Consider the following 13289-nt stretch of genomic DNA (forward strand, 5'->3'; position numbering starts at 1 on the left):
CCGCCGTCAGACCTTCGCCGGCTCCGGCGCCTCGGCGGCGAGCTGCGGCTCGATCTCGCGGACCACCTTGCGCTCCACGAAGAACGCGGCGGTCGGGATCGTGCCGGCGATCAGCACCCACAGCAGCTTGCCGAACTTCCACTTGGCCTTGGAGCCCAGGTCGAAGGCGAAGACCAGGTAGACGATGTAGAGCACGCCGTGGATCTGCGAGACGACCAGGGTGAGGTCCTTGCCCATCCCGAAGCCGTACTTGAACACCATGCAGGTGCACAGCACCAGCAGCATCACGGCGGTGAGGTAAGCCATCACCCGGTAGCGGGTCAGGACGCTTCGCTTCATGCCCACGAGCGTAACCACCGGTTCCGGGCCGATCTTCGCCGCCCCCCTGCGAACGGGAGGGGAAGCCGGAACGGGAGGGTCACCGGAACGGGAGAGCGGTCACTCGTCCTTGAAGTCGGCCGCCGCCACCCGCAGCGGCCGCAGCAGCGCGAAGATCTCCCCGCACTCCTCGGCGTCGTACGTCCCGAGCCCGAAGTCCATCGCCATCAGCTCGCGGGTGGCCGCGTCACACACCTCGCGACCCTTTTCGGTGATGGTGGCGAGCGTGCCCCGTCCGTCGTTCGGGTTGGGACGCTTGGCGACGAGACCGGACCTCACCAGCCGGTCGACGGTGTTGGTCACCGAGGTCGGATGCACCATGAGCCGCTCACCGATCTTGGACATCGGCAGCTCACCGGCCTTGGAGAAGGTCAGCAGCACCAGCGCCTCGTACCGCGCGAAGGTCAGCCCGTACGGCTTGACCACCGCGTCCACCTCGGCCAGCAGGATCTGATGGGCGCGCATGATCGAGGTGATGGCGGCCATCGAGGGCACGGCCCCCCAGCGCTGCCGCCACAGTTCGTCGGCGCGTGCGATGGGGTCGAAAGCAAGGCTGAGCGGCTTCGGCACGCGTCCGACCCTACCCGGGGCTCACATGGTGGTCAGCCGTGTCTCAGTTTTCGGGCCCGAGGGCCGGTCCGGCCGCCCCGGGGACCCGTCCGGCCGCGCCGCGCCCCGCCCGGACGCGCGCCCGGCCCGGCCCCCGCGCCGTCCGCCGCACCTCCCGGATCACCGCCGCCACCGCGATCACTCCCACCACCCCCGCCGACGGCATCACCACCCGCAGCGGCGCCCACTCCGCGGCCGCCCCGGCCAGCCCCATCGCGAGCCCCATCACGGTCATCCGCCCCGCCTGCAGCACCGTCATCGCCTGGCCGAGCAGCTCCTCGGGGACCGCGGCGGTGAACCACCGGTCGACCCCGAAGTTGTACGAGATCCCGGTACCGGTCAGCACCAGCAGCAGCACCGCCCAGCCGAAGGAGGGGAGCGCGGCGAAGCCGAGCGAGGGCAGGACGGCGAAGAACCCCATGGGGAAGGTCAGCCGGGCCCGGGCCCGCGGCCCGAGGAGCGAGCCCACCAGGCCCTCCGCGACCACCGCACCGAGCGGCATGGCGCACAGCAGCAGCCCCGCCCCGGCCGGCCCCACCCCCAGCAGACCGGCGTAGGGCACCAGCAGCGCCTCCGGAACGACGACGAAGGCCGGCGGCAGCCACGTCAGCAGCAGCAGCGCCCGCACCCGGCGGTCGGCCAGCAGCCGCCGGACGCCGCCCAGCGACGCCCCGAGCAGCGCACCGCGCCCCGCCGTGCCCGGCGCCCCGCCGCGGGCCGGCCGGGCCCGGGTCCCCAGCCGCAGCAGCAGCGCCGAGCCGAGGAAGCTGCCCGCGGTGAGCGCGAGCACGGTCCGCGCGGGCGCCGCGGCGAGCAGCAGACCGCCCGCCCCGAACCCGGCGAGCTGCGCGCCCTGGTTCACCAGGCGGATCACCGAACGCCCCAGCGCGAACCGCTCCCCCGCACCGAGGATCTCGCCCAGCGTCGCCGCGCGGGTACCGGCGAAGACCGGCGCGACGGCGGCGAGCACACAGCGCAGCGCCAGCAGGCCCAAGACCGGCGTGCCCGGCGCCACCATCGCGGCCGCCGCCAGGGCGCACAGCAGATCGCAGCCGACCAGCACCCGCCGGGCCGGACACCGGTCGGCGAGCGCCGACAGCAGCGTCCCGCCGACCGCGTACGGCAGCAGCCCCAGCGCCAGGGTCAGCGCGCCGAGCAGCGGCGAGGCGGTGAGCCGGAAGACCAGCACGGACAGGGCGAGTTCGCAGACGACCACGCCGAGCGAGGACAGCAGGTGCGCGGCGAAGACGTACCGGAACTCGTGGACGGCGAAGACGGCGCGGTAGCGGGCCGGCCGGCCGCCGCGGGCGCACTCGTCGGTGTCCGCGCCGCGGTCGCCGTCAGGGCAGGCGGGGGTGGGGCCCGACGGAGCGGGCCCGGAGGGCGAAGGCATGTCCGCAGCCTGCCGGAGCCGGTCCTGGGCCCGTACTCTTTCGGCTGCGGCCGAATCCTGGGTCCGGGAAGGGAGCGCGCGCCGTGCCGGTGAACCTCCACTTCGGTGCCGACGACTTCCTGCGCGTCCGGTTCGCCGTCTCCCCGCTGTGCGAGACCCATGAGGCGGTACGCACCCTGCGCCGCACCGACCGGCACGGCTACCACGTCCCGTGGCTGCGCCGGATGCGCCGGGCGCTGGACGGCCTGGACCTGTCCCCGCTGTGGCTCTTCATGCCGTCCTCGCCCCCCGGCTACACCCCCGACTTCCTGGGCCGTCCACCGGAGTCCCCGATGGCGGGCTTCGACGAGGAGCTGGCCCGGCTGCGGGCCACCGACCCGGCCCTGGCCCGCGCCGAGATGGCCAAGTCGCTGGCGGGCCGGCCGGAGGCCGCGGCCTCGGCGCGCGGCCGGGCGGCGCTGGCGGACCCGGCGCGGGCGGTCGATGAGCTGGCCGATGCCACCGAACGGGCCTGGCGGGCGCTGCTCGCCCCGGACTGGCCGCGGCTGCGGGCGCTGCTGGAGGCCGAGATCGCCTACCGGTCACAGCAGTTGGCGGGCGGCGGGCTGCGGCTGCTGTTCGCCGATCTGCACCCGCGGCTGTCCTGGTCGGACGGCACCCTCACCGTCCGCACCCGTGCCGACTTCGTCCAGATGCAGGACCTGGACGGGCGCGGGGTGCTGCTGCTGCCCAGTGTCTTCGTCTGGCCGGATGTGGTCAGCGGGTTCGACCCGCCGTGGCAGCCCACCGTGATCTACCCGGCGCGCGGCATCGGCGGGCTGTGGACCGAGCCGGCGGCCGGCCCGGCGCTGGCCCGGCTGCTGGGGGCGAACCGCGCCGCCGTACTGGCCGCCCTGGACGCCCCCTCGACCACGACGGAGCTGGCCCACCGCCTCGGCCTGGCGCCGTCGTCCGTCTCGGCGCAGCTGTCCGTCCTGCGCGACGCCGGGCTGCTGACCTCGCGCCGGGACGGGCGCCGGGTGCGCTACGCCCGCACGCCGCTGGGGATCGCGCTGGCGGCGGGCGGCTGAGGCGTGCGGGTCAGGAGGCGCCGCCGTCGGCGAGGTAGCGCTCGACGGTCGCCACCTTGGACGTCAGTCCGTCGGTGACCCCGGGCCGGATGTCGGCCTTGAGCACCAGCGAGACCCGTCCGGAGCGGGCCTCGACGGCCGCGACCGCGCGCTTGACGACGTCCATGACCTCGTCCCATTCGCCCTCCAGGGAGGTGAACATCGCGTCCGTACGGTGCGGCAGACCCGACTCGCGGACGACCCGGACCGCGTCGGCGACGTACTCGCCGACGTCCTCGCCGACGCCCAGCGGGCTCACGGAGAAGGCGACGATCATGTGTTCAGCACGCCTTCCTTGCGGGCGCGGGCGGCGATCACGCCGGCCTCCTCCTCGCGCTTGAGGACCCGGTCCCCGTAGAGGCCGCCGAACGGCACGATCGCCAGCAGGAAGAAGAAGGCGACGCGCTTGACGGGCCACTTGGTGCGGTTCCACACGTCCAGCAGCAGCACCACGTAGGTGATGAACAGCAGTCCGTGGATCATGCCGAGCGGCATCACCAGGGAGTCGTAGTCGAAGGCCAGGCGGAAGCCGGTGCCGAAGATCAGCAGCGCCGGGAAGGAGATGGCCTCCGGGACGGAGGCCAGGCGCAGTCGGTGCAGGGCGGCAGCGGTCTTGATGTCCACGGGAACCTCGTTCGGGTGGCGGTCGGCGGAACGCCGTCTTCTGGGGGTGATCGGGCGACGGGCGGGCTTGTGCAAGAGTTCACAAACTTCGGCCCCATTGTTACAGCCGCTCCGGCGATCACCGCGCCGGGGTGCGGTGACCTTCGGCACCCCGACGTGCTCCGCCCGGAGATCAGGGCGAAGTCAGGGCCACGGGCCCTGCCGCACGCGGCCGGGGCCGACTACGGTCTGACCCGTGGCTCAGTTTCGGCTCCAGGGGAGCAAGGTGCTCGCCGTCGACATGACGGGCGACGCCGTCAAGGCGAAAAACGGTGTGATGGTCGCGTACGACGGCCAGATGTCGTTCAAGAAGATGACCGGCGGCGGCGAGGGCCTGCGCGGCATGGTCACCCGGCGGCTCACGGGGGAGCAGATGGAGGTGATGGAGGTGAAGGGCCACGGCACCTGCTATTTCGCCGACCGCGCCAGCGAGATCAACCTCGTCCGGCTGCAGGGCGAGAAGCTGTACGTCGAGGCCGGCAATCTGCTGTGCACCGACGCCGCGCTGCGCACGGGTACGACCTTCACCGGCCTGCGCGGCGCCTCCCAGGGGAACGGCCTGTTCACCACCACCGTCGAGGGCAGCGGCCAGGCGGCGATCATCTCCGACGGCCCCGCGGTGGTACTGCGGGTCACCAAGCAGTCCCCGCTCCAGGTCGACCCGGGCGCCTATGTCGCCCACACCGGCGAGCTGCGGCAGCACTTCCAGTCCGGGGTCAATTTCCGCACCTTCCTCGGGGAGGGATCCGGCGAGGCCTTCCAGATCCGCTTCGAGGGCGAGGGCCTGGTCTACGTCCAGCCCAGCGAGCGCAACACCCTGGGCGGTGAGGTCTGATGCCGTTCACGGCGCTCAACTCCCGCATGGTGGAGGCCCGGATCGGTCCGGGCCAGCGGCTGTACAGCCAGCGCGGCGCGATGCTCGCCTACCGCGGCGAGGTCGCCTTCACCCCCGACATCCAGGGCGGCCGCGGCGGCGTCGGCTCGATGATCGGCCGCCGCATCGCCGGCGAGGCCACGCCCCTGATGACCGTGGAGGGCACGGGGACCGTCATGTTCGGCCACGGCGGCCATCACGTCCATGCCGTCGACCTGACCGGCGAGACGCTCTACGTCGAGGCCGACCGGCTGCTGGCCTTCGACGGCTCCCTCCAGCAGGGCACGATGTTCATGGGCTCGCAGGGCGGGGTGATGGGCATGGTGCGCGGCCAGGTCACCGGCCAGGGCCTGTTCACCACGACCCTCAAGGGCGTCGGCTCGGTGGCGGTGATGGCGCACGGCGGCGTCATCGAGCTGCCGATCGGCCCGCAGCGCCCGGTCCATGTCGACCCGCAGGCCTATGTCGCCCACCGCGGCGAGGTGCGCAACAAACTGTCCACGGCGCTCGGCTGGCGCGACATGGTCGGCCGCGGCTCGGGCGAGGCCTTCCAGCTGGAGCTGTCGGGCCAGGGCACCGTCTACGTCCAGGCGTCGGAGGAAAAGCTGTGACCGGTCCCGTCATCCATGACGTCTCCTCGCTGCCCGTCGACGACAACGTCAACGCCTACACCTTCAGCGTCGACCTGAACGGCCAGTGGTTCCTGCAGAAGGGGAAGATGATCGCCTACTACGGGCAGATCGACTTCCACGGCATAGGGCACGGCCGGCTGGACCGCCTGATCGCCGGCAGTTTCCATTCGCCACTGCACGCCGCGGACTGGGTCGTCGCCGAGGGCCGCGGAAAAATGCTGCTGGCGGACCGTGCGTTCGATGTGAATTCCTTCGATCTGGAGGACGGCAACCTGACGATTCGCTCGGGCAACCTGCTCGCATTTCAGCCATCTCTGTCGCTGAAGCAGTCCATCATCCCGGGCTTCCTCACCCTCATCGGCACGGGCAAGTTCGTGGCCGCGTCCAACGGCCCGGTGGTCTTCATGGAGCCGCCGATCCGGGTGGACCCGCAGGCGCTGGTCGGCTGGGCGGACTGCCCGTCCCCCTGCCATCACTACGACCACCAGTACCTGCGGGGATTCCTCGGCGGGCTGCGGGCCCACACGGGGATCGGCGGGGTGTCCGGCGAGGAGCACCAATTCGAGTTCGTCGGCGCGGGCACGGTGCTGCTGCAGTCCACGGAACAGCTGATGCCGGAGCTGGCGACCGGCGCGGTACCCACCGAAGCGGGCGTTCCGGGCGGGGGCGGACACGTCCCGCAAAGTGGCTCACAACTGCCCCAGTTGCCCGGCAACCTCGGGAGCCTCCAGCGCCGCTTCGGGCTGTGAGCGGTAGTCTGCGGACGGTGACCTCGAACGTCTGACCAACATCCGGCCCCCGCCGGCCGACGTCACCACCCCCACCCATTTAATTCAGTATTCAACATTTACGGGTAGAATTCCTCCATGACGACCGACAGCGACACCCCCTGGCTGACCGACCAGGAGCAGCGTGCCTGGCGCACTCATCTGGACGTCAGCAGACTGCTGATGCACCAACTCGAGCGCGACCTGCAGCCGTTCGGCCTGACGAACAACGACTACGAGATCCTGGTCAACCTCTCCGAGGCCGAGGACCACCGGCTCCGGATGAGCGATCTGGCCACCAGCACCCTGCAGTCCAAGAGCCGCCTCTCGCACCAGATCACCCGGATGGAGAACGCCGGGCTGGTGCGGCGCGAGAGCTGCGAGTCGGACCGCCGCGGCCTGTACGCCGTGCTCACCGAGGAGGGCTGGGACACCATGCGCCGGGTGGCCCCGCACCACGTCGCCTCGGTCCGCAAGCACTTCATCGACCTGTTCCCGGCCGAGGACCTCCAGGCGTTCCGCGCCTCCCTCACCCCCGTGGCCGAGCACCTCCGCAAGGAACGCGGCGGTCTCTGACCGGCCCGCCTCGGCCCCCGCGCGGGCCGGGGCCCGGCCGGCCGGGCGGCCTCAGCCGGCCGCCGGCAGCCGCAGCTCGAACACCGACCCGGTGCGCACGGCCAGCGAGCCGCCGTGCCGCACCGCGACGTCCCGCGCGATGGCCAGCCCCAGCCCCGCGCCGCCGTCGTCGTCGTCGTCGCGGGCCCGGGCGTCGTCGAGCCGGACGAACCGCTCGAAGATCCGCTCCCGCTCGTCCGGCGGCACCCCGGGCCCGTCGTCCTCGACCCGCAGCGCCAGCCACTCCCCCTCGCGCACCACGGACACCCGCACCCACTCGGCCGCATGCCGCTGCGCGTTGTCCAGCAGATTCCCCAGCACCCGCGCCAACTGGCCGCGCGACCCCGCCACTTCCCCGCCCGCCAGCTCCGCGATCCGCACCGGCACCCGGTCCGTGAGCCGCTGCGAGGTCTCCTCGCGCACCATCGCCGCCAGATCGACCCGGGCATCCGACGGCCGCTCCCCCGCGTCCAGCCGGGCCAGCAGCAGCAGATCCGCCGCCAGCCGCTGCAACCGCACGGTGTCCGCCACCGCACCCGGCATGTCCAGCAGCTCCGGGTGCGCCACCGCCACCTCCAGCTGGGTGCGCAGACTCGCGATCGGGCTGCGCAGCTCGTGCGAGGCGTCGGCGACGAACCGCCGCTGGCGCTCCACGGACAGCTCCAGCGCCGCCAGCGTCTCGTTCGTCGTCCGCGCCAGCCGGCCGACCTCGTCCTGCGACGACGGCACCGGCACCCGCCGGCTCAGATCCGTGCTCGCCGTGATCGCGGCCATCTCCCCGCGGATCCCCTCCACCGGCCGCAGCGCCCGCCGGGTCACCAGCCAGGTCACCCCCGCCACCACCACGAGCAGCAGCGGCAGCCCGATCAGCATGGCGTCGCGCACCGAGGCGACCGCGTCCTCCTCCGGCGCCAGCGCCGACCCGGCCACCACCGTCACCGACGTACCGCGGCTGTCCTTGGCCTCGACGGACGCGAACCGGTAGTCGGCCACCTTCCCCCCGACATCGGCGCTCCCGCTCCGGAGGACGGCATGGTCATCGATCTCCCCGGGCCCGAGCCGGCGCCCGCTGTCGCCGTCGTCGTCCCCGTCGTCGTCCCCGTCGTCGGAACCGTCCTTCGAGGAGCCTTCCGCCGCCTTCCCCTTCCCGACGCGCTTGCCGTCCACGGCGCGCACGTCCTCACCGACGGCCAGCACCCGCCCGCCGTCACCGGTGACCACCACCGGCCGGTCCTCGCCGTCCGGCAGGTCCAGCTGGTCGAACGCCGTCCCCGTCGCGATCTGGCCGGCCACGTTCCGCGCCTGGACCTCGGCCTGGAGCCCCGCCTGGCTCTGCAGGTGGCTGCGCAGCACCAGCAGCACCGCCACCCCCGTGGCGATCAGCGCCAGCGCCACCACCACGGTGGCGCCCACCGCCGCCTTGGCCCGTACGGAGCCCAGCGCCCTACGCATCGGCCACCAGCCGGTATCCGGCGCCGCGCACCGTCAGGATGAGGCCCGCGCCGAGCTTGCGCCGCAGCGCACTCACATACACCTCGATGATGTTGACATCGCCTTCGTAGGCGAAGTCCCAGACATGCTCCAGGATCTCCGCCTTGGAGACCACCTCGCCGGCCCGCAGCGCCAGCTGCTCCAGCACGGCGAACTCCTTCGCGGTCAGCTCCACCTCGGCGCCGTCCCGCTCGACCCGCCGGGCCCCCTGGTCCACGGCCAGCGACCCCACCCGCAGCACCGGTTCGGCGTCCCGGCCGCGCCGGCGCAGCAGCGCCTTCACCCGCGCCACCAGCACCACGTACGAGAACGGCTTGGTCAAATAGTCGTCGGCGCCGGTGTCCAGCCCCTCGGCCTCGTCGTACTCGCCGTCCTTGGCGGTCAGCATCAGCACCGGCATCTCGTGGCCGGCCGCCCGCAGCGCCCCGCACACCCGGTAGCCGTTCATCCCCGGCAGCATGATGTCGAGCACGACCAGGTCATAGCCGCCCTCACCGGCCTGCCGCAGCCCCTCCAGGCCGTCGTGCACCACGTCGACCGCGTACCCCTCGGCCATCAGGCCCTTCGCCAGTGACAGCGCCAGCCGCTTCTCGTCCTCGACGATCAGGAGCCGGAAGGGGCGGCGCGCGGCGCCGGGTACGGGGTGACGGGACACGTGCGGGTGCATGCGCCCAGCCTGCCATCCGGAACCTGAAGACCCCTTCAGGCTGCTTCAGCTCCCCTTCAGCTCCGCTCAGCCAGTGTGTGGGCACAGCCGATCGCAAGGGAGAAACCTCATGAAGCGCCACCTCGTCATCGCCACCGCCGCCGCGGCCGCCCTCCTCGCGGGCGGCACGGTGACCGCCGTCGCGGCCGGCAGCGACAGCGGCTCCGCGCCGCAGCAGACCGCCCGCCAGACCGGAGCGACCGGCCAGGACACCGCCCAGGTGCAGAACGGCGCCACCGACGACGACGCCCGCGAGGCGAAGACCGCCAAGGTGACCGCCCCGGACGCCGCGGCCGCCGCCCTCAAGGCCGTCCCCGGCACCGTGACCGCCCTCGACCTGGACAACGACCGCTCCGGCCTGGTCTGGGAGGCCGACGTGCTGGGCAAGGACGGCAAGCAGCACGAGGTCACCCTCGACGCCGGCTCCGCACGGGTGCTGAACCAGCACATCGACCGCGACGACGAGGACGACAGCCAGGAGCGCACCGCCCTCAAGAACGCCCTCAAGGACACCCGCACGGACGCCTCCGAGGCCGCCCGCACCGCCGCCTCGCACGGCACGGTGACCTCCGTCGACCTGGACGACGACCACGGGACGAAGCCCGTCTGGGAGGTCGAGACCACCGACAAGAACGGCAAGGAGCAGACCCTGCTGGTCAACCCCCAGTCGGGCAACCTCACCCCCGCCCCCGCGGACGACAACGACGACGACACCGACGACTGACCCCTCCCCCACCCCAGTGCCCGCCGCCCGCCCCCAGCGGACGGCGGGCACTGCCGTGCACACCAGCCAAAGACGCCGCACCGAAGACAACCCGCAGCCAGGAACGAACACCGGCCGGGCACGATCACTGGCCGGAGGGCGCAGCACCAAGGACGGCGGGCAGCCGGGCACGATCACCGGCCGAAGGGCGAGGCACCAAGGACGGCGTGCAGCCGGGTACGAACGCCGGGTCGGAGGGGACGTACCGGGGGCCGCCCGCAGGACCCGGAGCGAACATCGGGGCGCCAACACCGCGTACCAGCTGCGCCCGCGCCGAGGACGGCCCCCGGTGCGGCCCCTCCGACCCCCACGGCACCACACCCCCGCAAAGCGCCACCCCCACCCGGCGCACCGAACACACCGGCCCCAAGAGCCCGCAAGCCTCACCGGCCGAAGCCCCAAAGCCCCCGCGGACCAACCCCCCGGCCTCAGTCCCCGTTCGTCAGCCCCTCCACCAACTCATCCGCCGCCCGATACGGATCCGTCTCCCCCGAAACGATGCGCTCCGCCAACGCATCCAACCGCCGATCCCCCCGAAGATCACCGATCCGCTCCCGCAACGCCGTGACCGCGATCGTCTCGACCTCATGCGCCGCACGAGACCGCCGCCGCTCACCCAGCACCCCGCGCTCCTCCATCCACGCCCGGTGCTTCTCCAGCGCCTCCACGACCTCGTCCACACCCTCACCACGCGCCGCGACGGTCTTGACGATCGGCGGCCGCCAGTCCCCCGCCGCCCGGGACTCGCCCAGCCCCAGCATGTGGTTGAGCTCGCGCGCGGTGGCATCGGCCCCGTCCCGGTCGGCCTTGTTGACCACGTAGACGTCGCCGATCTCCAGGATCCCCGCCTTGGCCGCCTGGATGCCGTCGCCCATGCCCGGCGCGAGCAGCACCACGCTCGTGTCGGCCTGCGAGGCGATCTCCACCTCGGACTGCCCGACACCCACCGTCTCGACGAGGACCACGTCGCAGCCCGCCGCGTCCAGGACCCGGATGGCCTGCGGCGCGGCCCAGGCGAGCCCGCCGAGATGCCCGCGGGTGGCCATCGAGCGGATGTAGACGCCGGGATCGGAGGCGTGCTCGCTCATCCGCACCCGGTCGCCGAGCAGCGCGCCCCCGGAGAACGGCGAGGACGGGTCGACGGCGAGCACGCCGACCCGCTTGCCGGTCTTGCGATACGCCGTCACCAGCGCGGAGGTGGTGGTGGACTTCCCGACACCGGGGGAGCCGGTCAGCCCGACCACGTAGGCGTTGCCGGTGAGCGGCGCCAGGGCCGCCATCACCTCGCGCAGCTCCGGCGACGCCCCCTCCACGAGGGAGATCAGCCGGGCCACGGCCCGCGGCCGGCCCTGCCGTGCCTGCTCCACCAGCTGGGGAACGTCCACCATCGCCGCTCGGCTCCTTCGGCTCGCTCGTACGCGCATCGGCCGCCCGCACGCACCGGCGTACGGGCCCTCGGTTACTTACCCGGAACGCGGATGATCAGCGCGTCGCCCTGGCCGCCGCCCCCGCACAGCGCGGCGGCACCCACGCCGCCGCCCCGCCGGCGCAGTTCCAGCGCGAGATGCAGCACGATCCGGGCGCCGGACATCCCGATCGGGTGACCCAGCGCAATCGCGCCGCCATTGACATTCACCTTTTCCGGCGACACCCCGAGGTCCTTCACGGACTGCACCGCGACCGCCGCGAACGCCTCGTTGATCTCGATCAGGTCAAGATCGGCGACGGCCAGGCCGTCCTTCTTCAGGGCGTGGTTGATCGCGTTGGAGGGCTGGGACTGGAGGGAGTTGTCGGGGCCGGCGACATTGCCGTGGGCGCCGATCTCCGCGATCCACTCCAGGCCGAGCTCCTGGGCCTTGGCCTTGCTCATCACGACGACCGCGGCGGCGCCGTCGGAGATCTGCGAGGAGCTGCCGGCGGTGATCGTGCCGTCCTTGGCGAAGGCCGGGCGCAGCTTGCCCAGGGACTCGGCGGTGGTCTCGCCGCGGATGCCCTCGTCCTTGCTGAAGACGACCGGCTCGCCCTTGCGCTGCGGGATCTCCACGGGGGTGATCTCGGCCTCGAAGAGCCCGTTCTTCTGCGCCGCGGCGGCCCGCTGGTGGGAGCGCGCGGCGACCTCGTCCTGCTCCGCCCGGGCGATACCCAGACGGGTGTTGTGCTTCTCGGTCGACTCGCCCATCGCGATGTTCTCGAAGGCGTCCGTCAGGCCGTCGTGCGCCATCGCGTCGAGCATCTCGACGGCGCCGTACTTGTAGCCCTCGCGGGACTTCGGGAGCAGGTGCGGGGCGTTGGTCATGGACTCCTGGCCGCCCGCGACGACGACGTCGAATTCACCGGCGCGGATGAGCTGGTCGGCCAGCGCGATCGCGTCGAGGCCGGAGAGGCAGACCTTGTTGATGGTCAGGGCGGGGACGTTCATCGGGATGCCGGCCTTGACGGCGGCCTGACGTGCCGGGATCTGCCCCGCCCCGGCCTGCAGGACCTGGCCCATGATCACGTACTGCACCTGGTCGCCGCCGATGCCCGCCCGGTCCAGCGCGGCCTTGATGGCGACACCGCCCAGATCCGCGCCGGAGAAGGTCCGCAGGGATCCCAGGAGCCGGCCCATGGGGGTGCGCGCTCCCGCCACGATCACTGAGGTGCTGCCGTTGGTGCCGTTCGTTGCAGACATGCGGTGCGGCCTTCCTTTGCAGGGAAGTTAACGAGGGTTCCCGTCAATGTACTGAGCGGTACGCGCCGGGTCACCGGCAAGCGGGTGTGATCGCGCGCACGTTGCGTAACCGGCCATGAGAGGGGTGCACTGGAGCCATGCTGACGCGAATCGACCACATCGGGATCGCCTGTTTCGACCTCGACAAGACTGTCGAGTTCTACCGTGCCACGTACGGCTTCGAGGTGTTCCACTCCGAGGTCAACGAGGAGCAGGGCGTCCGGGAGGCCATGCTCAAGATCAATGAGACCTCGGACGGCGGAGCCTCCTACCTCCAGCTCCTGGAGCCCACCCGCGAGGACTCCGCGGTGGGCAAGTGGCTTGCCAAGAACGGCGAGGGCGTGCACCACATCGCCTTCGGCACCGCGGACGTCGACGGCGACTCCGAGGCCATCCGCGGCAAGGGCGTACGGGTCCTCTACGACGAGCCCAGGACGGGTTCGATGGGGTCGCGGATCACCTTCCTGCACCCCAAGGACTGCCATGGGGTTCTCACAGAACTTGTCACCGCGGCGCCCCCTGCCGCGGCGGACCACTGACCTTTGCCTTCCCCGGCCGGTAGAGTGCAGCTTCGGCCGG

16 protein-coding genes are annotated in these 13289 nt (G+C 72.3%); 7 read left to right on the forward strand and 9 right to left on the reverse strand.

The genetic code is table 11. The features are described 5' to 3' along the window. Nucleotides 1–6: 6 nt before the first annotated feature. From IEY78_RS16250 to IEY78_RS16260, 3 genes are all read right to left on the reverse strand, one after another. Nucleotides 7–339, reverse strand: coding sequence for a DUF3817 domain-containing protein (locus IEY78_RS16250; protein ID WP_189098883.1), 333 nt, complete (start codon nt 337–339; stop codon nt 7–9). A 99-nt stretch (nt 340–438) separates the two neighbouring features. Beyond that, entirely contained in the window at nt 439–948 is a 510-nt protein-coding gene (locus IEY78_RS16255) for a MarR family winged helix-turn-helix transcriptional regulator (protein ID WP_189098885.1), read from the reverse strand. Between the two features lie 43 nt (nt 949–991). Further along, nucleotides 992–2380, reverse strand: a complete 1389-nt coding sequence (locus tag IEY78_RS16260; protein ID WP_189098887.1) for an MFS transporter — start codon at nt 2378–2380, stop codon at nt 992–994. A gap of 83 nt (nt 2381–2463) precedes the next feature. Between IEY78_RS16260 and IEY78_RS16265 the strand changes: the two genes are divergently transcribed. Beyond that, nucleotides 2464–3450 carry an ArsR/SmtB family transcription factor gene (locus IEY78_RS16265; protein WP_189098889.1) on the forward strand — a complete coding sequence of 329 codons (987 nt, stop codon included), beginning with the start codon at nt 2464–2466 and terminating at the stop codon, nt 3448–3450. A gap of 10 nt (nt 3451–3460) precedes the next feature. On the opposite strand, the gene IEY78_RS16270 is transcribed toward IEY78_RS16265, so the two are convergent. Both IEY78_RS16270 and IEY78_RS16275 read right to left on the reverse strand, forming a co-directional pair. After that, nucleotides 3461–3766 (reverse strand): MTH1187 family thiamine-binding protein, encoded by a 306-nt coding sequence (locus IEY78_RS16270; protein WP_189098891.1) that lies wholly within the window; start codon nt 3764–3766, stop codon nt 3461–3463. Then, entirely contained in the window at nt 3763–4113 is a 351-nt protein-coding gene (locus IEY78_RS16275) for a DUF3817 domain-containing protein (RefSeq protein ID WP_189098893.1), read from the reverse strand. The genes IEY78_RS16270 and IEY78_RS16275 overlap by 4 nt, the downstream gene beginning before the upstream one ends. Nucleotides 4114–4348: 235 nt before the next feature. On the opposite strand from IEY78_RS16275, the gene IEY78_RS16280 reads away from it, so the two are divergent. From IEY78_RS16280 to IEY78_RS16295, 4 genes are all read left to right on the forward strand, one after another. Further along, nucleotides 4349–4987 carry an AIM24 family protein gene (locus tag IEY78_RS16280; RefSeq protein WP_189098895.1) on the forward strand — a complete coding sequence of 213 codons (639 nt, stop codon included), beginning with the start codon at nt 4349–4351 and terminating at the stop codon, nt 4985–4987. Then, nucleotides 4987–5637: an AIM24 family protein gene (locus IEY78_RS16285; RefSeq protein ID WP_189098897.1), complete on the forward strand. Its 651-nt coding sequence runs from the start codon at nt 4987–4989 to the stop codon at nt 5635–5637. The genes IEY78_RS16280 and IEY78_RS16285 overlap by 1 nt, the downstream gene beginning before the upstream one ends. After that, nucleotides 5634–6407: an AIM24 family protein gene (locus tag IEY78_RS16290; protein ID WP_189098899.1), complete on the forward strand. Its 774-nt coding sequence runs from the start codon at nt 5634–5636 to the stop codon at nt 6405–6407. Before IEY78_RS16285 ends, IEY78_RS16290 begins: the two co-directional genes overlap by 4 nt. A 117-nt stretch (nt 6408–6524) precedes the next feature. After that, nucleotides 6525–7001, forward strand: coding sequence for a MarR family winged helix-turn-helix transcriptional regulator (locus IEY78_RS16295; protein ID WP_189098901.1), 477 nt, complete (start codon nt 6525–6527; stop codon nt 6999–7001). 51 nt (nt 7002–7052) lie between these two features. On the opposite strand, the gene IEY78_RS16300 is transcribed toward IEY78_RS16295, so the two are convergent. Together IEY78_RS16300 and IEY78_RS16305 are read right to left on the reverse strand one after the other, a co-directional pair. Then, a complete protein-coding gene (locus IEY78_RS16300; protein WP_229699992.1) occupies nt 7053–8492 on the reverse strand; it encodes a sensor histidine kinase in 1440 nt (479 codons plus the stop codon). Then, the gene (locus IEY78_RS16305; protein ID WP_189098903.1) at nt 8485–9198 is read right to left on the reverse strand and encodes a response regulator transcription factor; all 714 of its coding nucleotides are present in this window, start codon (nt 9196–9198) and stop codon (nt 8485–8487) included. The genes IEY78_RS16300 and IEY78_RS16305 overlap by 8 nt, the downstream gene beginning before the upstream one ends. Nucleotides 9199–9307: 109 nt before the next feature. Between IEY78_RS16305 and IEY78_RS16310 the strand changes: the two genes are divergently transcribed. Continuing rightward, the gene (locus tag IEY78_RS16310; protein ID WP_189098905.1) at nt 9308–9961 is read left to right on the forward strand and encodes a PepSY domain-containing protein; all 654 of its coding nucleotides are present in this window, start codon (nt 9308–9310) and stop codon (nt 9959–9961) included. 467 nt (nt 9962–10428) lie between these two features. Here the strand turns inward: IEY78_RS16310 and meaB are convergent, their stop codons facing one another. Together meaB and IEY78_RS16320 are read right to left on the reverse strand one after the other, a co-directional pair. Further along, entirely contained in the window at nt 10429–11388 is a 960-nt protein-coding gene (gene meaB / locus IEY78_RS16315) for a methylmalonyl Co-A mutase-associated GTPase MeaB (protein WP_189098907.1), read from the reverse strand. 71 nt (nt 11389–11459) lie between these two features. Next, on the reverse strand, nt 11460–12635 hold the full coding sequence (locus IEY78_RS16320) for an acetyl-CoA C-acetyltransferase (protein WP_189099084.1): 1176 nt from the start codon (nt 12633–12635) through the stop codon (nt 11460–11462). A 173-nt stretch (nt 12636–12808) separates the two neighbouring features. Between IEY78_RS16320 and mce the strand changes: the two genes are divergently transcribed. After that, nucleotides 12809–13249: a methylmalonyl-CoA epimerase gene (gene mce / locus IEY78_RS16325; RefSeq protein ID WP_189098909.1), complete on the forward strand. Its 441-nt coding sequence runs from the start codon at nt 12809–12811 to the stop codon at nt 13247–13249. Nucleotides 13250–13289 lie beyond the last annotated feature (40 nt).

Source organism: Streptomyces kronopolitis, assembly GCF_014646275.1.
Classification (GTDB): domain Bacteria; phylum Actinomycetota; class Actinomycetes; order Streptomycetales; family Streptomycetaceae; genus Streptomyces; species Streptomyces kronopolitis.